This is a genomic window from Olleya sp. KJ81-1 (assembly GCF_055808135.1).
In genome coordinates this window covers 2,923,240-2,945,311 of the sequence record NZ_CM147854.1, presented here as the reverse complement: position 1 = coordinate 2,945,311, position 22,072 = coordinate 2,923,240, and the positions used below count along the sequence as shown (strand labels likewise).

Below are 22,072 nucleotides of genomic sequence, written 5' to 3'. Positions count from 1 at the left end.
AGATATTTGCAAACTTATTTTAATTAAAAACTATGGATAATATTTATTTATTTATGTTGATTGCCATAACAGTATTAGCAATCGTTGATATTGTTGTAGGTGTTAGTAATGACGCCATCAACTTCCTAAACTCAGCTATAGGCTCCAAAGCTATTTCTATGCGAACTATCATGATAGTTGCTAGTTTAGGTATCTTTATTGGTGCTGTATTTTCTAGCGGAATGATGGAAGTAGCACGTAAAGGTATTTTTGTACCTGCTATGTTTAGCTTTGAGGAGATCATGTATATATTTATGGCAGTAATGATTACTGATATTTTACTACTTGACTTTTTTAATACATTAGGTTTACCAACATCCACTACTGTATCCATTGTATTTAACCTACTTGGTGCAGCAGTTGTAATGTCATTAATTAAAATTAGTGCTTCAGACACGCAAACATTTGCTGATTTAGGAAACTATATTAACACTAAAAAAGCTGTCGAAATTATTACAGGAATTGTAATGTCTGTCTTTATAGCATTTACTGTTGGTTCATTAGTACAATGGGTATCGCGTTTAATTTTTACTTTTCAATACGAAAAAAAATCTAAATATTTTGGAGCTATTTTTGGTGGTATATCATTAGCTTCAATAACTTACTTTATCTTTTTAAAAGGTCTTAAAGGGACTCCTTTTTACAAAAGCATTAATAGTGTTGTAGAAGGAAACGAATTATACATACTAATAGGAAGCGTTATTTTCTGGACTTTATTTTCGTATATTTTTCAAAAATTAACTAAAAAAAGTGTTCTTATTATAGTAATAGCAGTTGGTACATTTGGATTAGCATTAGCCTTTTCTGGAAATGACTTGGTAAACTTTATTGGTGTACCTATGGCAGCTTACCACTCGTTTGAAGCGATGCAAACAGCCTTTACTACTTCAGGAACATTACCAGCAGATTTCTCTATGGCAATTTTAGAGAAAAAAGTACCAGCCGAGCCTTTATTATTGTTTATTTCTGGAGCTATTATGGTATTAACGTTATGGTTTTCTAAAAAAGCTAAAACAGTAGCCGAAACTGAAATTAACTTATCTAGCCAAGGTGATACGCATGAAAAATTTGAACCTAACATGTTATCTAGAGGTATTGTAAAAGGAACCTCAGCTTTATCTGATTACTTTAGTGCTATTGTACCAAAATCAACGCAAGCAAAAATTGACAAAAGCTTTCAAAAGCCTACTGCTAAAGCTTTGACTAAAACACAAAGTAAAGATTTACCAGCTTTTGATATGATTAGAGCATCTGTTAACCTTATGGTGGCTGGTGTATTAATTGCAATTGCTACATCTATGAAACTGCCTTTATCTACAACTTACGTAACGTTTATGGTAGCAATGGGTACATCCTTTGCGGATCGTGCTTGGGGACGCGAAAGTGCTGTATATAGAGTTGCTGGTGTATTAAATGTAATTGGTGGTTGGTTTGGAACTGCTATTGGAGCCTTTTTTGTTGCAGGTACAGTCGTATTTTTAATAAAGTGGAATCCTAAAGTGATGACACCAATATTATTACTATTAACTGCTATTTTACTAGTTAGAAATTATTTATCACACAAAGAGACATCTAACAAAACTGCTCCAGAGGATAGCTTAACAGACTCAGAAAGTAGCTCTGTACAAGGTGTTATTCACGAAAGTGCTAAAAACATTGCTAACGTTGTAAAAAGAGGAAACAAAATTTACACTAACGCTATTAATGGTTTAGCTAAACAGGATAGCGCATTACTTAAAAAGAATAAAAAACAAGTTATTAAACTGTCTACAGAAGTAGATGCGCTTAGAGATAATATCTTTTATTTTATTAAAAATTTAGATGAATCTAGCTTAAACGCAAGTAACTTTTACATCAATATTTTAGGTTATTTACAAGACATGACGCAGTCGTTAGACTACATTACTAAAATGAGTCATAAACACGTAAACAACAATCATAAAAAATTAAAGTTTAGTCAAATAAAAGAGCTTAAAGAGATTGATGCACGTTTTGATTTGTTTTTCAATAATACACAAAACGCATTTAACTCACGCTCATTTGAACAAATAGGAGATATTTTAGGAAGAAAGAATGAAATAATGGAACTTGTTTCCTCTAAAATTATTAAGCAAGTAGAGCGTACAAGAACTGAAGAGTCTAGTCCAAAAAATACAACCTTATATTTTAATTTATTATCAGAAACTAAGGATTTACTTAGTGCCACTATGAATCTTTTAGAAGAGTACCATAACGCTCATGATGCGTCTGTAACTCCTGCTACTTTAGAAGAGGAATAAATTAAATACCATTTATAATAAAAAGCTACCCTTAATCAGGTAGCTTTTTTTATGTCTATACATCAATAGTTAATACTTTAAATATAGTCCATACTACTTTATGGTATTCAAAATTTAAAAAAAACAAAGACTTAGCCTGACCTATTTAAAACCATAATAAACAGGCGTTTAAAGTCTAAAAATCAAACTAAAAGCACACACCGTTTTCAATAAACCCAAGATTAAAACATCCAAAACAGCTTAGCATTCGTAAATAGAATAACTAAAAATTAATGTATTTATGAAAAAAACATCAATAGCCTTATTCGCTTTAGTAATATTGTCATCATGCGTTTCTAAAAAGAAATTTGTCGCATTAGAACAAGAAAAAGGACAAATAACTAGCGAGCTACAAAAGACTCAGGTTGAAAAAGAAGAATTAGAAGCTAAATTTGCAAAAATTGAAGCTAGAGTAAATGAGTATAATTCTAAAATCAATAATCTGACTGATGAAGTAGGTGTTTTAACTGAAGAAAATCAGACTAAATTTGACGCAGTTGGAAACAAAGCTGTTATTTCAGAAAAAGCTAAAGTTGGTATGCGCGAAACTTTAAGTCGTGTAAGTCCAGAAGTAATGAAATATGTTACGACATTGGAAGACTCAATGAACATGGCTTTATCATTAAACTTAAAACGTTTTGTTGACACTACAGATTTAGATGAAAGTGATGATATCGCGATTAACATCGAGGAAACTGTAGTTATGATATCTATTTCTGATAAAATGCTTTTTAATAGCGGAAGCTACAGAATTAGCAAAAAAGCAGACAAAATATTAAAAAAATTAGCTGACGTTATAAACTCTGAGCCAAGCTTAGATGTTATGATTGAAGGTCATACAGACTCTAGAACAATCAGTACAGATAAAGTAGCTGACAACTGGGATTTAAGTGTATTACGTGCCACTTCTGTAGTTAGAAAACTACAAAAAGACTTTGGTGTGGCACCAGAAAAATTAATTGCATCTGGTAGAAGCAGCTATAAACCAGTTACAGATAACGACACTAGCGAAGGACGTTCTAGAAACAGACGTACGCGAATTTTAATACTGCCTAACATTGATAAGTTTTTTGCTTTAATGGCACAACAAAACTAGTTAGACATAACATATATTTAAAAAAAGCATTCAATTTTGGATGCTTTTTTTTGTGTCTAAAAGTTATAAAAATTGTAATAATCAATCATTAAGATTATAAAATTATGGATAAAGTGAATAATCATGCCTAACCAAAGTGTGTTATAGCGACTTCTTAAAAACCCTAACAATAATCCAAAAGGAAAAATCCATAAAAAAGAAAATATTGAAAAGTGAATTACCGCAAATAAAAACGCTGTCGCTATTATAGTAAGCCTTGTACTTGTCACCTCTTTTAAGGCATTAAACAAGACGCCTCTAAAAGCCAACTCCTCTATAACTGCTGGCATTAACGCAATAAATAGTGTTGCCCACAATAAAGGATAATCCAAGTACAAATACTCTTGAAAATAGTTTACAGATGCGCCATCCGCAACAAAACTATTAATAAACCCAATAAAAAAGTAAACAAAAGTGCTTGTTAATATTGGTGTAACAATCGCAAAAGCCAGATGCTTAAGTTTTAAATCTTTGTAGTTGTATAATTGTAAAACGGGTTGCAAATCAAACGACGCAAAACCAATCACAATGCACGCAAAGCCTATAACTGTAATAATTTCGGCCTCTAAATTATTAGGAAACGTGATATCTATGTAATAAACTAACAACATATAAACCAACATTGCTATATAAAAACCAATAATGGTAGACACCTTTTTAAGCTTATTAGTAGACACATTTTTTACAACAGACTGTCCGCATTGCGAACAAAATTTAACTTCTGTTTCAAAAATATAATTACAATTTTTACAGAAAATAGACATTACGCAACTTTATTAATTGAGGATGCCGAGTAAATCCCTTTGGCTAGATATCCAATGATTAATATTTTCCAGATTATTCCTGCTACTAATGTTAAAGGATCTGCAATAGCTGTAATAATTAGTAAAGTTAGATATAACAATAATCCTAAAATCAAGGCTATTAAAGGTCGTTGTTTAGACCAAAAACCCAAAACAACGTATACAATACTAACAACCAAGTTAATGCTTAAAGGCACTATATCTTCAGTTTTATAATAGATAAAAAAACCAAATACAGTAATAATACCTGCAATTATGAATAAGGTTTTTCTTGCCGATTTTATTTTCTCGTAAGCATTGTCCGTTTTACGCTTATCCATTACGCGTTTAGCATAAAACTTTGCAATATCCTGATCGCTACCCTTTATTGGATATCCACATTCAGAACAAAAAGAGGCTTCTTCCTTTGCTGGTGTTTCACAATGTTTACATTCTGATTGTAATATTATACTTTGCGGTATTTCCATTAACACTTTACTTTGGTTTAGTAATATAGTATTTATTGTAGTTTTTGAACAAAAAAAAGCATCCGAATGTGGATGCTTTTTTTATTATAACACTTAATACTAGCAAGTTTGTATACCTGCTTTTTTATTTAAGAACCACACATTAAGCAATCATCACCTTCAGCATCTTTAGCTTGAGCGATTAAAGCTTTCATTTCTTCTGGTGTCATTGGTTCTGCTTCTGCACTAGATGTATTTGCAAACTTAGCTGCTGTATTAGCTGCTTTTTGTTGTTTTTGAGCTACACTATCATTTTCCGCAACCTCAACCGTAGCTTTTACTTCTACTGGTTCTGCCTTCTTTATTTTTGTAACCGTCATTTTTTTAGCGTCTACTGCACTCTTAGATCTTAAGTAGTACATTCCTGTTTTTAAACCGCTTTTCCATGCGTAAAAATGCATAGATGTTAGTTTAGCCATAGTTGCACCTTCTAAAAACAAGTTAAGCGATTGTGATTGATCAATAAAATAACCACGTTGTCTAGACATATCAATAATATCTTTCATGCTTAACTCCCAAACGGTTTTATATAAATCCTTTATGTCCTGAGGAATAATATCTACATTTTGAACAGAACCGTTAGCTCTCATGATTTCGTTTTTAAGATTATCATCCCATAATCCTAAGTCTACTAAATCTTCAAGTAAATGCTTATTTACTACAATAAACTCTCCTGATAATACACGACGTGTGTAAATATTAGAGGTGTAAGGTTCAAAACATTCGTTATTACCTAATATTTGACTTGTAGATGCTGTTGGCATTGGTGCTACTAATAATGAGTTACGCACACCATGTTTTTTAACATCGCTTCTTAATTTATCCCAATCCCAACGTCCACTTAAAGTGTCCTCTTGGATATTCCATAAATTGTGTTGGAATTGTCCTTGACTAATTGGTGATCCTTCATAGGTTTGGTATGGTCCATCTACTTTTGCTTCTTCCATACTTGCTGTTAAAGCAGCATAGTAAAGGGTTTCAAAAATATCTTGGTTTAATGCTTTTGCTGCATCACTAGTAAAAGGCATACGCAATTTAATAAACGCATCTGCTAATCCTTGCACACCTAAACCAACTGGTCTATGACGGAAGTTAGAATTTTCTGCTTCTTTAACAGGATAGTAATTACGATCAATTACTTTATTTAAGTTTTTAGTAACACGCTTAGTAATACGGAACAACTCTTTATGGTCAAATTCTCCGTTTTTAATAAACATTGGTAACGCTATTGACGCTAGATTACATACAGCAACTTCATCCTTAGAAGTATACTCCATAATCTCTGTACATAAGTTAGATGACTTAATAGTCCCTAAATTTTTCTGGTTTGACTTACGGTTTGCTGCATCTTTATACAACATATAAGGCGTACCTGTTTCGATTTGAGATTCTAAAATTTTCTCCCAAAGCTCACGTGCTTTTATAGACTTACGTCCTTTACCTTCTGCTTCATACTTAGTATATAGTGCTTCAAACTCTTCGCTATGCACATCAGATAATCCTGGACATTCGTTTGGACACATTAATGTCCACTCTGCATTATCTTGGACACGTGCCATAAATAAATCTGGCATCCACATGGCGTAAAATAAATCACGCGCACGTAGCTCTTCCGCTCCTGTATTTTTCTTTAAATCTAAAAAACTAAAGATGTCTGCATGCCAAGGCTCTATATACATTGCAAAACTACCTTTACGCTTTCCACCACCTTGATCCACGTAACGCGCAGTATCATTAAACACCTTTAACATTGGTACAATACCATTACTAGTACCATTTGTACCTGCAATATAACTACCTGTAGCACGTACATTATGGATTGACAATCCAATACCTCCTGCAGATTGTGATATTTTAGCAGTTTGTTTTAATGTGTCGTAAATACCATCTATACTATCGTCTTGCATAGCTAATAAAAAGCATGAAGACATTTGTGGTTTTGGCGTACCAGAATTAAAAAGTGTTGGTGTGGCGTGTGTAAAATATTTTTTAGACATCAGCTCGTATGTTTCGATAGCTGCTTCTAAATCGTTTAAATGGATACCTATAGAAACACGCATTAACATATGCTGTGGTCTTTCGGCAATTTTCCCATTTAGTTTTAATAAATATGAACGCTCTAAAGTTTTAAACCCAAAATAATCATAACTAAAATCACGATTATATATAATAGTCGAGTCTAATTTATCTTTATTCTCCATGATGACGTTATACACCTCATCAGATAATAAAGGAGCTTCTTTTCCTGTTCTTGGGTTTACGTACATGTATAAATCATGCATGACTTCACTAAATGTCTTTTTAGTGTTTTTGTGTAAGTTAGATACTGATATACGAGCAGCTAAACGTGCATAATCTGGATGAGATGTTGTCATTGTTGCAGATACCTCTGCAGCTAGATTATCTAGTTCACTAGTAGTAACTCCGTCATATAATCCTTCGATTACACGCATAGCAACTTTTAATGGATCTACAAGTTCGTTTAAACCATAGCACAATTTACGCACTCTAGCAGTTATTTTATCGAACATTATTTGCTCTTTTCTTCCGTCTCTTTTAATTACATACATACTTTACACTGTTTATTATTCTTTTCTGATTTGCCTTTCAGAAAAGGGGTTAACTTCTTGACCTAAATATAGACCAACCTGTTTTTCAATAGGTTAGTTATTTAAGTATTAATTATTTTTTTGGGTTGGGTATAAAAAGTTTGTTAAGCGTTGCATGCAATGCTATAACAACTAAATAATCCAATAAAAATTATCTACGATTAGATTTCGGTATTAAAAGTCGAAATCCATATTGTATTTATCCTCATCAACTTCTTTGTTCATAACACCAGCCTTTTGGTAATCACCAACTCTTTTTTCAAAAAAGTTAGTTTTACCTTGTAGTGATATCATTTCCATAAAGTCAAATGGATTAGCGGTATTATATACCTTATCGCAACCTAAGTCATCTAATAAACTATCGGTTACAAACTCAAGATACTGAGTCATTAAATTAGCATTCATACCAATTAAACTTACTGGTAGAGATTCTGTTATAAATTCTCTTTCAATGTTTAAGGCATCTACTATGATTTCTTTAATACGTTCTTTTGGCACTTTATTGACTAAGTGGTTTTCATGAAGGTGTACTGCAAAATCACAGTGCATTCCTTCATCACGAGAAATCAACTCGTTAGAAAACGTTAAACCTGGCATAATACCACGCTTTTTTAACCAAAATATAGCACAAAATGAACCTGAGAAGAAAATCCCTTCTACTGCTGCAAACGCAATTAAACGTTCAGCAAAGCTAGGAGATTCTATCCATTTTAGTGCCCAATCTGCTTTTTTCTTAATAGCTGGAAACGTTTCAATAGCATTAAACAAGCCATTTTTTTCAGTTTCATCTTTAACATAAGTATCAATTAATAATGAATACGTTTCACTGTGTATGTTTTCCATCATAATTTGGAAACCATAAAAGAATTTTGCCTCACTGTACTGTACTTCGTTTACAAAGTTTTCAGCTAAATTTTCGTTAACAATACCATCGCTAGCAGCAAAAAATGCTAGAACATGTTTGATAAAGTAACGCTCGTCGTCATTTAATTTTTCTTTCCAATCTGAAATGTCTTGGTGTAAATCAATCTCTTCTGCTGTCCAAATACTAGCCATAGATTTTTTATACCACTCCCATAAATCATGGTGTTGAATAGGAAAAATTACGAATCTATCTTTATTTTCTGCTAAAATTGGCTCTACTTCTTGCGACATTGTACTATGTTTTTCTGTGATTATAATATGCGATTATTTGCTTTGACTTGGGACTAACAAAGATTGGAAATAATCTATGATTTAAAAAGCTTGTTTAAGCTAAATGTTTTCAAAGTTTTTAACATCGATTGTTGAAATGTAGGTCTACAAGTGGCTGTTGTTGATGTTTCGGATTTTTTAACATTTTAATATTTTTTTAACATTGAAATTAAACGCTTAAAACACCTAAACAAACAAAAATAAGTTGTAATTTAATAGTCGTTTTTTTTACATCAAATTTAAAATACATACTACACTTCTAACTGACTAACACTCTAGTCACTATGTAACCTTTAACAAAAAATACTTTTGTAGCATCTTATTTATCAGCGACATACAACTAAACCTAAAAGTTTTGTTTTGTTTGCATTATTAAAAATATAATACGTACATGGCATAAAAAAATGAAACTGAGATTATTATTACTTTGTAAAATATTACAATTAGCACCACAAAAACGTTGCTACTAAAAGCACATAAAACGTATTTTATAACAAACGCCAATTAGTATCAAAATTTGATATAAATAGTGTTAAAAAAAATTGTTTTTATTTGAATGGAGCATTACAAAATCATCTCACTTTTCCCTTTTAAATTAAGTTAAAAAGAGATGAGATTTTAGCCTTAAATAGTAAAGCTTTTTATACTTTTCTTTAAGAGAATTAAAGTATAATTTTTATAGTTGACTTAAAGCTATTGGCAGAGCCGAATTATTTAGACATTTTTTCGGCAACTTTTTCAAGCTCTGTATACCAATCTTCTCCAAATTTTCTAATAAGTGCTTCTTTAACAAATTTATAAACTGGTATTTGTAATTCTTTACCTAAGGTACAAGCATCATCACAAATATCCCATTTATCATAGTTAACAGCAGAAAACTCGGTATAATCCTTAACTCTTATTGGATACAAATGACAAGAGACTGGTTTTTTCCAATCTACATCGCCTTGATTATAGGCTTCCTCAATACCACAAAGCGCAGTTTTTTTCTTATCAAAAATAACATACGCACAATCTGCACCATTAATTAAAGGGGTTTCTATATCTCCAAAATCGGTAACAATAGACGTTCCCTGAGCTTCAATTGCTGCAATACCTTCTTTACGTAAATACGGTTTTACTTTTGGGTAAATGTCTTTTAATATTTGAGCTTCATCTTTAGATAAAGGTGCACCAGCATCTCCATCAATACAACATGCGCCTTTACATGCAGAAAGATTACACATAAAATCCTTTTCTATTATAGCCTCAGACACTATAGTTTTACCTAATTGAAACATAAAATAACTTAACTTATTTTTTTACAAATATAAAGCATCTAAATAAAGTAAGCGCTATAATTTTAAAACTAGAAACTTATTCATTGTTTAGCACTAAAATTCAATGAATTAAGACTACTTTTGCAAAAAAATTAAATAATTAAAATTATACGTTATGCCAATAAATTTTAAAGAAATATTTACTGTATTTATGGTGCTTTTTGCAGTAATTGATATTGTAGGTAACATTCCAATAATTATTGATTTGCGTAAAAAAGTTGGTCATATACAAAGTGAAAAAGCGTCAATTATAGCTGGAATTATATTAATTTCATTTTTATTTTTAGGAAAAAGCATATTAAATCTTATTGGTATTAATGTTAGCTCATTTGCTGTAGCAGGATCATTTATATTATTTTTTATTGCTTTAGAAATGATTTTAGGAATAACCCTATACAAAGAAGAAGACACTAACCCTTTAACTGCATCTGTGTTTCCGTTAGCTTTCCCGCTAATTGCTGGACCAGGTAGTTTAACTACATTACTGTCTTTACGTGCTGAGTATGATATTAAAAATATAATTATAGCTGTAATTTTAAACGTGATTGTAATTTACATTGTTTTAAAAACATCTAAACGCATTGAGCGCCTTATTGGTCAAAACGGAATTAGCATTATTAGAAAAGTTTTTGGAGTCATCTTATTAGCAATTGCTGTCAAACTGTTTACCGACAATATCAAAGTACTTTTAACCTAATTGTTGTATTTTTATAAAAATTTATTTTAATGAAACTATTTACATACATCACAACTATAATATCTGTTGTTTTAATAATATATAATGCTACAAACCTTAATTTTTCTGCATTATTTGAAGGAAAAAGCATTGTTGCAATAATCACCATACTAGCCTCATTATGTGCTATTTGCTTAGTACATATTTTACGTATTTCTAAAAAAATAGAAGTTAAAAGTAAAAGCTAATGGATTTTGATACTATAATAATTGGTGCTGGAGCTGCAGGATTATCTTGCGCATTAATTTTAGGTTCTGGACTTAAAAAACCTTTTGCTGAAGGAAAAAAAGTTGCATTAATTACGCATCAAAAAAATTCGCATTTACAAAATGCATTATTTAATAATGTTTTAGGACTTAAACCAGGCACTTTAGGAAAGGACTTACTTGAAGAAGGCATATTACAATTAACGCAATTATATCCTGAAGTTATACAAATTGACAAGGAAAAAGCAGAACAAGTTATTGAAACAGAATCTGGCTATAGCATTGTTACAAACAAAAAAACTTACTCAACAAAACGTGTTGTTATTGCTGTTGGTTACACTAATTTATTAACCATATCTGGATTAGAAAACTACGTTAAACCACATCCAAAAGCTGCGATTGAAAAAGATAGGATTTGGCTAGAAAACACAGACCATTTAATAAAACACAACCTTTATGTTGCTGGAACTTTGGCTGGTTGGAGAAGTCAGTTTGCTATTGCTTCCGGAAGTGGAGCACATGTAGGAACCGATATTTTAACTTTATGGAATAATGGCAAACACACTAAGGTGCACGATAAAATTTAATTTGCACTATTAGATAAGTCAATAACTTTATCAATCATTATATCATGCTTGTTTAATATTTTAAAGTAAGCACCAAAACCATATAACTGTTCTGCTAGAGTGGCTTTTAAATAATGTTTAACCTCTTCCTTATAAGCTACAAATACGATGTTAGAGCGTGTTTTTATTTTTAAAAAATCTTCGAAAGATTTTACAACTTCGTCCGTAATTTTAAAGTTATTAAAAAAGTCTTGCCTAGACATGTTTTTATAAACGTTACGTTCTTTTTCTAGCTCTTCAAAAATAAAATTATTTAATAATCCTCTTTTTTCTAAAAAAGTCAAGGTTTCGTTTAGCATTTTAGTGTCATACGGAACAAAAACATCAGGTATTATTCCACCTCCACCATAAACAATGTTTCCCTTTGGTGTTGTATACTTCAAGGAGTCTGCTACTTCAATTTTACTTTCATCCAAAAGCTCTCCACTGTTTAGGCGATCAGAATAATCGTCATAATAATCTCGGTTACCATTGTCGTAAGATCGTTGTATAGATCGACCAGTTGGTGTATAATATTTAGACACTGTTAGTCTTACCGCACTTCCGTCTCCTAATTTCATTTCGCGTTGCACCAATCCTTTACCATAAGAACGTCTACCTACAATAGTCCCTTTATCATTATCCTGCAAAGCACCTGCAATAATCTCTGAGGCAGAAGCAGAGCTTTCATCTATCATTACATACACCTGTCCTTTTTCAAAGTCACCTCGTTTAGTTGCATAGCTCCTATCTTCTTTTCCTTTTTTATTTTTAGTGTAAACTATTAACTTATCATCTTCCAAAAACTCGTCAACAATATTTACAGCTACTTCTAAAAAACCACCTGGATTACCTCTTAAATCTAAAGCTAAACTGGTTGCTCCTTGCTTCTTTAAATTTAGTAATGCTTTTTTAAATTCTGTAAAAGTACTTTCTGCAAATCGGTTTATTTTAATATAACCCAACTTATCTGTTAGCATATATGCTGCATCTACGCTTTTAATTGACACCTCATCTCTAGTCACATTAAAAGTCAACAGCTTAGGCTCTCCTTTTCTAAAAACCTCTAAAAGTAACTGTGTGTAGCGTTCACCTTTTAGCTTATCAATCAAGGTATCATTATCATAACCACCACCTAAAAGCGACTCGCCATTTGCAGATATAATCCTATCACCTCCAACAATACCTACTCTTGCGCTTGGACCATTTTCAATAGTTTTAATAACTGTTATGGTATCTTTAAATGTGTAAAAATTAATACCAATACCTACAAAGTTACCTTTCATGTTTTCGGCAACTTTTTGCATGTTTTCTTTTGGAATATAAACTGAATGAGGATCTAGATTCCCCAAAATCCCATTAACGGTAACATCTACAATACTATCGGTATTTACATCTTCAACATACTCATAATCAATATAATCTATTAACCTATTAAGTTTATCCTTTTTACTATTAGATGTAAATAATCTGTCTGATGAATCACCAAAATTTAATTTTCCACCAATAAAGATTCCTGCCGCAATTGCAACACCTATAATTAAAGGAAAATATGTTTTGGATTTGGACATTAGTCTTCTAATTGTTCGATTAATTGGATATCTATTCCAGCTTTTTCTAAAAATTTTAAGCCAGAATTATCTTTGTACCCTTGATTATATACTACACGTATTATGCCAGCTTGATGTATTAGCTTACTACAATCTTTACATGGTGACATTGTAATGTACAATGTTGCACCTTTGCAAGATTGTGTAGAAGACGCTACTTTTAAAATTGCATTAGCTTCTGCATGTAAAACATACCACTTTGTGTAACCCTCTTCGTCCTCGCAAAAATTTTCAAACCCACTTGGTGTACCATTATAACCATCTGAAATAATCATTCTATCTTTAACTATAACAGCTCCTACTTGTTTACGCTTGCAATAGGATAACTTACCCCATTCTGTAGCTATTCTTAAATAAGCCTTATCGTATTTGAGTTGTTTTAAGTCTGACATAATTAGGTAATAGAAATTATAACGCATAAAATGATGCGCTTAGATATAAACGAAGATACTCGCTTCATATTTTAATCACAATTTTAAATATGAAGTTTATGAAAATTTTAATGATACTTAACCTAAAAACGGACTGTTTAACAACATAGGAATTACTAATCCAACAACAATTGCAGAGATTACCATAACCCAATCACGCTTAGAAAATCTAAATACAGTTTGAAAAATGTAACTTAAAAACAAGACTACAAAAACAATTATAATTTGAGCAATCTCTATACCTAATGCAAACTCTACAAGTCGCAATAACTTACTATCGCCTTGATCTAAACTCATCCTAAACTCTCTAGCAAAACCAAAACCATGTACTAAACCAAAAAACAAGGTAGACACAAACAAAAGTCCAATTTTTTGGCTTTTAGCAATCTTACCTGCTGTAAAGACATTGTAAACAGCTACAATTAATATAGTAACAGGAATCAAAAACTCAATTAAATTACCATCTATTTTTACTTTTCCGTAACTAGCCAAAATCAAAGAGATTGTGTGACCAACAGTAAACATTGTAACTAGCCACAATACACGTTTCCAATCTTTAAAAAGATATGGCACTGCCAAAACAATTAAAAATAAAACATGGTCATAAGCGTTGATATCTAATACATGGTTAATACCATACTGTACATTTATCCAAAATTCTTGGAACATATAAATTAAGTTTTAGGGTTGTGGTAAATATACATAAAAACAAAAACGCTAGCCAAATTATAAGCACGATACAGATTAAAAAAAGAGTTTAGTAAAAAACTATAAAATATAGCGATAGTTTGGTAAATTTGAACTCTAAACACCACCTTTTATACCTATGGAATTATATCCTTTAAAATTTCAACCGCATTATAAATACAGAATTTGGGGAGGCGAAAAACTAAAAACTGAGCTTGGTAAAAACTATTCCAAAAACATGATAGGTGAGTCTTGGGAAGTATCTGACGTTAATAATGACGAAACAATTGTACTAGAAGGTCCACTTCAAGGGTTAACATTAAAACAATTAATCCAAAGATATAAAGGCGATTTTTTAGGCGAAACCGTTTATACTACATTTGGAAACAACTTTCCTTTGTTAATTAAATTTATTGATGCAAAAACGCCTTTATCAATACAAGTTCATCCAAGTAACGAAATCGCTAAATCACGACACAATTCTTTTGGAAAAAACGAAATGTGGTATGTTATGCAAGCCGAAAAAGAGGCTGAATTAATCATTGGATTTAAAGAAAACTTATCTCCAGAACAATATGAACAATATTTAAAGGATGGTAAGATATTAGACGTAATGAACCATGAGATTGTAAGTAAAGGAGATACTTTTTATGTCCCAACAGGTCGTGTACATGCAATTGGAGCAGGTGTGTTGTTAGCCGAAATACAACAGACCTCTGATATTACATATAGGATTTACGATTATGATAGAACAGATAGCACTACTGGTAAAAAAAGAGAATTACATACACAACTTGCAAAGGACGTTATAGATTTTTCAGTACAAGAGAGCTATAAAACAAACTATAACAAAACGACTAACCAATCTAATGATTTAGTTCATTCACCTTACTTTAAAAGCAATTTTATTAAAATTGATGGTACACTAAATAAAAATTACAGCAATATAGATTCGTTTATAATATATATATGTGTTGAAGGAAACATAGAAATTGAGTGGAAAAAGGATGTTTTTACCTTAAAAAAAGGTGAAACAGTATTACTTCCTGCTAGTATTAAAAACATTTCTTTATCTTCAACATCTTGTGAGTTACTAGAAGTTTATTTATAACAATTACTATGAAAAAAATTACTTTAAAAGATATAGCTAATCATTTTAGTGTTTCAATTTCGACAGTTTCAAAAGCTTTAAATGATAGCCCAGAGATTAGTAAATCTACTTCAGAAGACATAAAAGCTTACGCTAAAGAAAAAAATTACACACCAAACTTTAATGCCCTAAGCTTAAAAAATCAACGCACTAAAACCATTGGGATTATCATTCCAAACATGCTTAACTATTACTTTGCACAAGTATTAAAAGGAATAGAAAAAACAGCTACAAAAAAAGGTTACAAAATAATTACTTGTATATCCAATGACTCGCTTAACAAAGAAATTGAAACGATAGAAATGCTGTCCACAGGTGTTGTAGATGGTTTTATCTTATCTGTAGCTGAAGAAACAGAAACCGAAGCATCTTTTGATCATTTTAAATCTTGTATTGCTAAAGAAATCCCTTTAGTCATGTTTGATCGCGTTGTTGAAGACATAGATTGTGACAAAGTAATCACTAACGACTTTATGGCATCTGTAAACGCTGTAAATTACTTAAAAAATAAAGGCTGTAAAAAAATAGCTTTTGCTGGCGCAAATATGGACTTAAGTATAGGAAAACTAAGATATGAAGGCTATTTAGCTGGTTTAAAAAATAATAATTTAGAAAAAGACGACGACATTATAATAACAACTCATGAAATATATTACAAAAAACATGAAGCTGTCGTAAAACCATTATTTGACCATACTTTTGATGCTCTTATTGCTTCTGACGAGTCCGTAGCAATTGCTGCAATGAAAATAGCCCATGAAAAAGGCATTAAAATACCTACAGAATTATCCGTTTTAGCGTTTTCTAACGGAATTTTAGCAAGACACTCCAATCCTAGATTAAGTACAATAAGTCAACATGGAGAAATTATTGGCGAAAGAGCAGCCACACTTTTAATCAATAAACTAGAAAAGAAAATAACAAATACAACCATTGAAACTATAGAAACTGATATTGTATTTAGAGACTCTTCAAAATAAGATCAAACAAAACAACAGGCTAACAACCAGCTAATTACAACCAATAAAAAAGCCTTTATAAAACTATATTTTAGTATTATAAAGGCTTTAAACGTACTCAAGGTGGGAATCGAACCCACACTCCGAAGAATCGGATTTTGAATCCGACGCGTCTACCAATTCCGCCACTTGAGCAATTTGAGATGACAAAAATAAATATATTTTAGAAATATCCCTTAAAAATAGCGTCTAATATCTTTTAAAGCTCAAAAATTATACTAAATTTGCACCTCATTAAAAATCATGTAGCCTAAAAACCTACCAAACAACAGATTAACAATGCCAAACACAAAGCCAGAAGCTAAAATATTTTCCATTACGCAAAGTAAAGCGTTAGCAGAGAAAATCGCTCATGCTTACGGATCAGATTTAGGCAAAGTAATAACATCAACTTATAGTGATGGCGAGTTTCAACCATCATACGAAGAATCTATCAGAGGAACTCGTATTTTCATCATTGGATCAACAAATCCAAGCTCAGAAAACTTAATGGAAATGTTGTTAATGATTGATGCAGCAAAACGTGCGTCTGCAAGACACATTACAGCTGTATTACCTTACTTTGGTTGGGCAAGACAAGATCGTAAAGACAAACCTAGAGTACCTATTGCTGCTAAATTAGTAGCAAAAATGTTGGAAGCAGCAGGAGCTACTAGAATTATTACTATGGATTTGCATGCTGATCAAATACAAGGATTTTTTGAAAAACCTGTAGATCATTTGTTTGCTTCAACCATCTTTTTACCTTATTTAAAAGATTTAAAGCTAGACAATTTAACTATTGCTTCTCCAGACATGGGAGGATCAAAACGTGCTTATGCTTATTCAAAAGCATTACAAAGTGATGTGGTTATTTGCTACAAGCAACGTGCTAAAGCCAATGTAATTTCACACATGGAATTAATTGGAGATGTTACTGGTAAAAATGTAGTATTGGTAGATGACATGGTAGATACTGCTGGTACACTTACAAAAGCAGCGGATTTAATGATGGAACGTGGTGCATTAAGTGTAAGAGCAATTTGTACACATCCAATATTGTCAGGTAATGCTTACGAAAGAATAGAGAACTCTAAATTAGAAGAATTAATCGTTACAGACTCTATCCCATTAAAGCAAGAAAGTAAAAAAATAAAAGTTTTAAGCTGTGCTGATTTATTTGCCGAAGTCATGCAAAATGTACATTACAATAAATCAATTAGCTCAAAATTTTTAATGTAGTAACGTATAACTACATCAACAACGTATTTAATAATTAAACATAAATAATAAAATGAAGTCAATTACAATCAACGGATCTCAAAGAGAAAGCGTGGGCAAGAAAGCAACAAAAGCCTTACGTAATGCTGGTCAGGTTCCTTGCGTACTATACGGAGGAGACAAACCAGTTCATTTTTCAGCAGCTGAGTTAGCATTCTCTAAATTGGTATACACACCAAATGCGCACACAGTTGTAATCGAATTAGAAGGTGGAACAGTTTTTAATGCTATTTTACAAGACATTCAATTTCACCCTGTAACAGATAATATTTTACACGTAGATTTCTACCAAGTATTTGAAGACAAAGAAATCACAATGGATATTCCACTTAACTTTATTGGTAACCCAAGAGGTGTAAGAAATGGTGGTGTTTTACGTAAAAACAAACGTAGTTTACGTGTTAAGGCTTTACCAGGAGAACTTACCTGATTTTATCGATGCAAATATCGAAGATCTTAAAATCGGTAACAAATTATACATCACTAAGTTAGAAAACGAAGCTTACACTTTTATGCACCCAGACAACACTGTTGTGTGTTTAGTAAGACGTTCTAGAGCTGCAGTAACTGTAGACGATGAAGATGAAGATGAAGATGCAGATGATGTACCAGCAACTGAAACAGATGATGTAGCTGCAGTAAAAGATTAAATTTCTTTTAAAATTAAATACCAAAAAGCATCCTTTTAATTTAGGATGCTTTTTTTATTTTTACAAAAACAGACATTATGCTTAAATGGATTTTTAAACTGTTTACAAACAATAAATCCTCAAATTTTATTGAAGAATTAGATCCCATGAAAAAATTTTTAATCGTAGGCTTAGGTAATATTGGTGAAAAGTACGAGAATACACGCCATAATATAGGCTTTAAAATATTAGACTTTTTAGCTACAAAGGAGGACATTACATTTGAAACTCAAAAATTAGGAGATGTTGCAACCTTTAGATATAAAGGCCGAACATTTATTTTACTAAAACCAAGTACCTATATGAATTTAAGTGGTAAGTCTGTATTATATTGGTTAACTAAAGAAAAAATTCCTTTAGATAATTTACTTGTTATTACAGATGACTTAAACCTACCTTTTGGAAGTCTCAGGATTAAAACCAAAGGTAGTGATGGAGGACATAATGGACTAAAAGACATTCAAGAAAAATTAAACACCTCTAAATATAATCGTTTTAGATTTGGTATAAGCGATGCTTTTAGCAAAGGAAGACAGGTTGATTATGTATTAGGCGAATGGGAAGATGATGAAAACAAAAAACTTCCGGAACGCTATGAAAAAAGTGCAGAAATAGTAAAATCTTTTGGTACTGCTGGAATCAATAATACAATGAATAATTTTAATGGAAAATAAAAAAAGGAAGCTAAATAGCTTCCTTTTTTTATTTATAAATATTGAGTAGTAAATTACTTTACAATTAACTTTTTAGTTGCAGTAGACTTTCCGTCTGTAATACTTAATAAATACAATCCGGATTCTACGTTATTTAATTTTATAGTTTGATTAAATTCAGTAGAATTTTGAAAAGACTCGTTAAAAACACGTCGTCCTCTAACATCATAAACAACAACATTAACATCACTAGACAAATTATTATTATTCATTTGGATAACAAACTCTCCATTATTAGGATTTGGATACACATTAAAACTACTAAAATCAGTAAATTCTGTAACAGATAAAGATGCCATTACATTAATACGGTAATCTTCCACCTCAGCATCATGACCATTTTCGCAAGAGTTTGAAGCAGATGCATACTTTGTAGTTACACGCATAGTTGTCGCTCCAATAAGTGCATCAGAAGGAACGGTAACCATTAGTCCAGAATTTCCTGAAGGCCCATTTGTTACATTAATAGCAGAGCCCAAGTCATAAGTTTCATTTGCTTCAAATAAACAATTTTGATTCCAATCAATCCAAACATTAGTTATACAAGTATAGTTACCATCTGTATTTTGATGTATTACTAATGGATAAGTAGAGCCTCTATTGACATCCGTTGTTTGAGTGGCAATAGTAGACCCTGTATAATCACTATAACCAGAAGGTTTACCAGAAGAATTGTTTATATCTGCAAATTGAACTAAAGTCGTACTAGTTTGATAACTTGTATTAGCAACAGATGCACAGATACCGTCAATAATTGTTAAAGGTAAATCCACTGCTTTAGTTTGTGTAGCAGACGTACCTGTAATAGTAATTGTATAGTCACCAGCTGCAGCGCTTAGTAAACCAGATACGCTTACCAGAGTTGTTCCATCAGTATTTAAACTTGAAGGTGTAAATATCACATTTGCACTTGGTAATGCTGGACTGATTGAAGACGTGAAGTTAGTTGTCTCTGAAAAACCATTAACAGTAATCATATCTACAGTATAATCCACCGCATCTATACTACAAGCAACTTGAGCTCCTGTAGCATTATTAAGCACAAAAGAAGGCGTATTACTTATTGAAAACACGCTAGACATAGCATAAAATATATTATCCGCAGCCTCAACCATTACTCTAGCATTATTTGTGTCTGCAATTGCAGGTATAGTCACAACTTCTGTCCCATCATTAGCTGTACCAGATGCTAAAGTTATTGGGTAAGTTAAACCTCCATCTGTCGAAAATTTAATATTTACCGATTGGCAATTAATAACCGTTCCATCAGTATCTCCAACATTCCATATTAAAGTTTGATCACTTCCTGAACCCCAAGCTGGTGGAGTAACAACAGTAAATGGCTGCGTGCCTACAACGTCAACCACCATTAAATCTGCATCAGTTTGTCCAATACCATTAGCAAAACCACTAGCATTATCCCTTACTATAAAGGAAAAATTCATGGTTCTTGCAACAGCAGGAGTCACTTCCCAAGTTGGTGTTAAATTACCAGCAACCACATCGCTATAACTTGGCATATATCTATCTGGAGAATCTGTTGGCAATATAGATCTATACATTGGACCTGTAGTCCAATTTGGTTGTGGCGCTCCATTTGTTGGTGCCTGAGACGGATCGTTAGGACTCCAATTATACGTTAAACTTGCTAATCCATCAGGATCTGTTGCTGACCCTCTTAAAACAAAAGCTGTACTTGGTGGAATTGAATAATCAGAGCCTGCATCCGCAACTGGAGGTTGATTAGTTAGCGCCATAGTCACACCACAATCACTAGTTCCTCCTGGTTGGATATTAGCAGAGATATCTCTAATATTTACATAGTTAAAATGAGCATCACTATTAGATTGTACGTTAGTAGCACAAATACCTGCATAACCCATAATAGAACTACCAGAAGCTGGCTCTACTTCTGTCATACCATTTCCTGAACGACTGCAAGTATTCATACTATGCCATCCATCAAATTGATGACCCATTTCATGCGCAACATAGTCTATATCAAATGCGTCTCCTGTAGGATTTGGTCGTCCCGTATAACCTCTACCCTTTTGATTCCCTGTATAAGGTGGTGCACCATCAAGACACACACAACCTAAACAACCTGCACTACCTCCTCCAGAGGTATTAAAATTATGGCCTATATCATACAAGCTTTCATCATTTAATGTTGTAGAAATCACTTGTTGTGTTTTTGTATTAAACTCTCCTGTCCAAGGATCTGTCGCTGCGTTATAATAAATCAATTGGTCATTTTGATTAATAAACACTAGTGTTATAGCCAAATCTCTTTCATAAACTTCATTTACTCTATTAATAGTAATTGCCATTTGAGCCTGAATATTTTGCTTCTTTTGTGCATCTGTTCCTGTTCCAGCAAATAATGCTCCATACTCACCATTACAGGTTTGAGCTAATCGATAGGTTCTAAGTTGCATATCGTCGGTATCAGCTAAAGCTCTTGCTGTTTCATTAGTAAGTGATCTAAGCTCTATGTTTTCATCTGTCAAACACTCAAAACCTTGTAAATCTTGACCTAAAGCACTTCTTTGATACACAATATAAAAGTCATTAGTAACAGTGTAAGGATCGATAAATAATGACCCTCTTTTTCCTGACAATGACATTGTATGTAATCCAAATTGAGTTAAACTAAACCGCATTGTAGCTGTTGGATCATCAACACCGACAGCTTTATACGTTTTAATCATCGGATTTTTTGCTGCTAATTCTGACTCCATAATTGGAGATTCAGAAACACTAAAGCGTTCTAACTTACCAGTAGCATCAGGAAAGTAAGCTATAACATTAGACTTACCTATATTTTCACCTCTTAAAGGAGCGTCTTTAATTGCTAATCTAAATTTATCAACGTTTAAGGAAAATACTTGATAATGATCTGGAAAAGAAGCACGTCTAACTTTTTCTAAATTAGAAGTTTTAGCTTCGGTAGATTTAATCCAATAGTCCTGTTGACCATAGGAAAATACAAATGAAAGCATCATAAGTATTTTAAATAAATTGAGTAATCTTGTTTTCATGA

The 22,072-nt window shown here is 32.0% G+C and carries 18 protein-coding genes, 1 tRNA gene and 1 pseudogene; 10 read left to right on the top strand and 10 right to left on the bottom strand.

Annotated features, from left to right (window positions below; all coding sequences use genetic code 11):
* Positions 1 to 32 precede the first annotated feature (32 nt).
* Positions 33 to 2,318: an anion permease gene (locus AC0L3M_RS13800; protein WP_473431142.1), complete on the top strand. Its 2,286-nt coding sequence runs from the start codon at positions 33 to 35 to the stop codon at positions 2,316 to 2,318.
* 280 nt (positions 2,319 to 2,598) lie between these two features.
* Entirely contained in the window at positions 2,599 to 3,453 is an 855-nt protein-coding gene (locus AC0L3M_RS13795) for an OmpA family protein (protein ID WP_292943489.1), read from the top strand.
* A 56-nt stretch (positions 3,454 to 3,509) separates the two neighbouring features.
* Here the strand turns inward: AC0L3M_RS13795 and AC0L3M_RS13790 are convergent, their stop codons facing one another.
* The 5 genes from AC0L3M_RS13790 to AC0L3M_RS13770 all read right to left on the bottom strand — a co-directional run bounded on the left by AC0L3M_RS13790 (position 3,510) and on the right by AC0L3M_RS13770 (position 9,884).
* Positions 3,510 to 4,169, bottom strand: coding sequence for a lysostaphin resistance A-like protein (locus AC0L3M_RS13790; RefSeq protein WP_473431141.1), 660 nt, complete (start codon positions 4,167 to 4,169; stop codon positions 3,510 to 3,512).
* Between the two features lie 86 nt (positions 4,170 to 4,255).
* Positions 4,256 to 4,762: a hypothetical protein gene (locus AC0L3M_RS13785; RefSeq protein WP_473431140.1), complete on the bottom strand. Its 507-nt coding sequence runs from the start codon at positions 4,760 to 4,762 to the stop codon at positions 4,256 to 4,258.
* A gap of 128 nt (positions 4,763 to 4,890) precedes the next feature.
* Positions 4,891 to 7,371, bottom strand: coding sequence for a ribonucleoside-diphosphate reductase subunit alpha (locus AC0L3M_RS13780; protein ID WP_473431139.1), 2,481 nt, complete (start codon positions 7,369 to 7,371; stop codon positions 4,891 to 4,893).
* A gap of 213 nt (positions 7,372 to 7,584) precedes the next feature.
* Positions 7,585 to 8,565 carry a ribonucleotide-diphosphate reductase subunit beta gene (locus AC0L3M_RS13775; RefSeq protein ID WP_145005853.1) on the bottom strand — a complete coding sequence of 327 codons (981 nt, stop codon included), beginning with the start codon at positions 8,563 to 8,565 and terminating at the stop codon, positions 7,585 to 7,587.
* A gap of 749 nt (positions 8,566 to 9,314) precedes the next feature.
* Complete coding sequence (locus AC0L3M_RS13770; RefSeq protein WP_473431138.1) at positions 9,315 to 9,884, bottom strand: DUF3109 family protein; 570 nt, start codon at positions 9,882 to 9,884, stop codon at positions 9,315 to 9,317.
* 154 nt (positions 9,885 to 10,038) lie between these two features.
* On the opposite strand from AC0L3M_RS13770, the gene AC0L3M_RS13765 reads away from it, so the two are divergent.
* Genes AC0L3M_RS13765 through AC0L3M_RS13755 form a run of 3 tightly spaced genes read left to right on the top strand, consistent with a single transcriptional unit; the run spans position 10,039 to position 11,452 of the window.
* Positions 10,039 to 10,620: a MarC family protein gene (locus tag AC0L3M_RS13765; protein WP_145005848.1), complete on the top strand. Its 582-nt coding sequence runs from the start codon at positions 10,039 to 10,041 to the stop codon at positions 10,618 to 10,620.
* Positions 10,621 to 10,649: 29 nt separating this feature from the next.
* Positions 10,650 to 10,847 carry a hypothetical protein gene (locus AC0L3M_RS13760; protein WP_145005845.1) on the top strand — a complete coding sequence of 66 codons (198 nt, stop codon included), beginning with the start codon at positions 10,650 to 10,652 and terminating at the stop codon, positions 10,845 to 10,847.
* Positions 10,847 to 11,452, top strand: a complete 606-nt coding sequence (locus AC0L3M_RS13755) for an FAD-dependent oxidoreductase (RefSeq protein WP_473431137.1) — start codon at positions 10,847 to 10,849, stop codon at positions 11,450 to 11,452. The genes AC0L3M_RS13760 and AC0L3M_RS13755 overlap by 1 nt, the downstream gene beginning before the upstream one ends.
* On the opposite strand, the gene AC0L3M_RS13750 is transcribed toward AC0L3M_RS13755, so the two are convergent.
* The 3 genes from AC0L3M_RS13750 to AC0L3M_RS13740 form a co-directional block, all read right to left on the bottom strand.
* Positions 11,449 to 13,041, bottom strand: coding sequence for a S41 family peptidase (locus AC0L3M_RS13750; protein WP_473431136.1), 1,593 nt, complete (start codon positions 13,039 to 13,041; stop codon positions 11,449 to 11,451). The two genes, AC0L3M_RS13755 and AC0L3M_RS13750, sit on opposite strands and share 4 nt — an antisense overlap.
* The gene (locus AC0L3M_RS13745) at positions 13,041 to 13,472 is read right to left on the bottom strand and encodes a deoxycytidylate deaminase (protein ID WP_028284186.1); all 432 of its coding nucleotides are present in this window, start codon (positions 13,470 to 13,472) and stop codon (positions 13,041 to 13,043) included. Before AC0L3M_RS13745 ends, AC0L3M_RS13750 begins: the two co-directional genes overlap by 1 nt.
* Before the next feature lie 117 nt (positions 13,473 to 13,589).
* Entirely contained in the window at positions 13,590 to 14,180 is a 591-nt protein-coding gene (locus AC0L3M_RS13740; RefSeq protein WP_292943465.1) for a HupE/UreJ family protein, read from the bottom strand.
* Between the two features lie 157 nt (positions 14,181 to 14,337).
* Here AC0L3M_RS13740 and AC0L3M_RS13735 point away from each other — a divergent pair, with 157 nt between their 5' ends.
* On the top strand, positions 14,338 to 15,309 hold the full coding sequence (locus AC0L3M_RS13735) for a type I phosphomannose isomerase catalytic subunit (protein WP_473431135.1): 972 nt from the start codon (positions 14,338 to 14,340) through the stop codon (positions 15,307 to 15,309).
* Positions 15,310 to 15,317: 8 nt separating this feature from the next.
* Positions 15,318 to 16,328 (top strand): LacI family DNA-binding transcriptional regulator, encoded by a 1,011-nt coding sequence (locus tag AC0L3M_RS13730; protein WP_341587295.1) that lies wholly within the window; start codon positions 15,318 to 15,320, stop codon positions 16,326 to 16,328.
* A 94-nt stretch (positions 16,329 to 16,422) separates the two neighbouring features.
* On the opposite strand, the gene AC0L3M_RS13725 is transcribed toward AC0L3M_RS13730, so the two are convergent.
* Positions 16,423 to 16,502 (bottom strand) — tRNA-Leu (locus AC0L3M_RS13725).
* Between the two features lie 144 nt (positions 16,503 to 16,646).
* Between AC0L3M_RS13725 and AC0L3M_RS13720 the strand changes: the two genes are divergently transcribed.
* From AC0L3M_RS13720 to pth, 3 genes and pseudogenes are all read left to right on the top strand, one after another.
* A complete protein-coding gene (locus tag AC0L3M_RS13720) occupies positions 16,647 to 17,588 on the top strand; it encodes a ribose-phosphate pyrophosphokinase (RefSeq protein ID WP_145005828.1) in 942 nt (313 codons plus the stop codon).
* Between the two features lie 52 nt (positions 17,589 to 17,640).
* Positions 17,641 to 18,277: pseudogene (locus tag AC0L3M_RS13715) on the top strand (50S ribosomal protein L25/general stress protein Ctc).
* Positions 18,278 to 18,354: 77 nt separating this feature from the next.
* A complete protein-coding gene (gene pth / locus AC0L3M_RS13710) occupies positions 18,355 to 18,990 on the top strand; it encodes an aminoacyl-tRNA hydrolase (protein ID WP_145005822.1) in 636 nt (211 codons plus the stop codon).
* A gap of 53 nt (positions 18,991 to 19,043) precedes the next feature.
* Here pth and AC0L3M_RS13705 read toward each other — a convergent pair whose 3' ends face one another.
* Positions 19,044 to 22,070, bottom strand: coding sequence for a reprolysin-like metallopeptidase (locus tag AC0L3M_RS13705; RefSeq protein WP_473431134.1), 3,027 nt, complete (start codon positions 22,068 to 22,070; stop codon positions 19,044 to 19,046).
* Between the last annotated feature and the right edge of the window lie 2 nt (positions 22,071 to 22,072).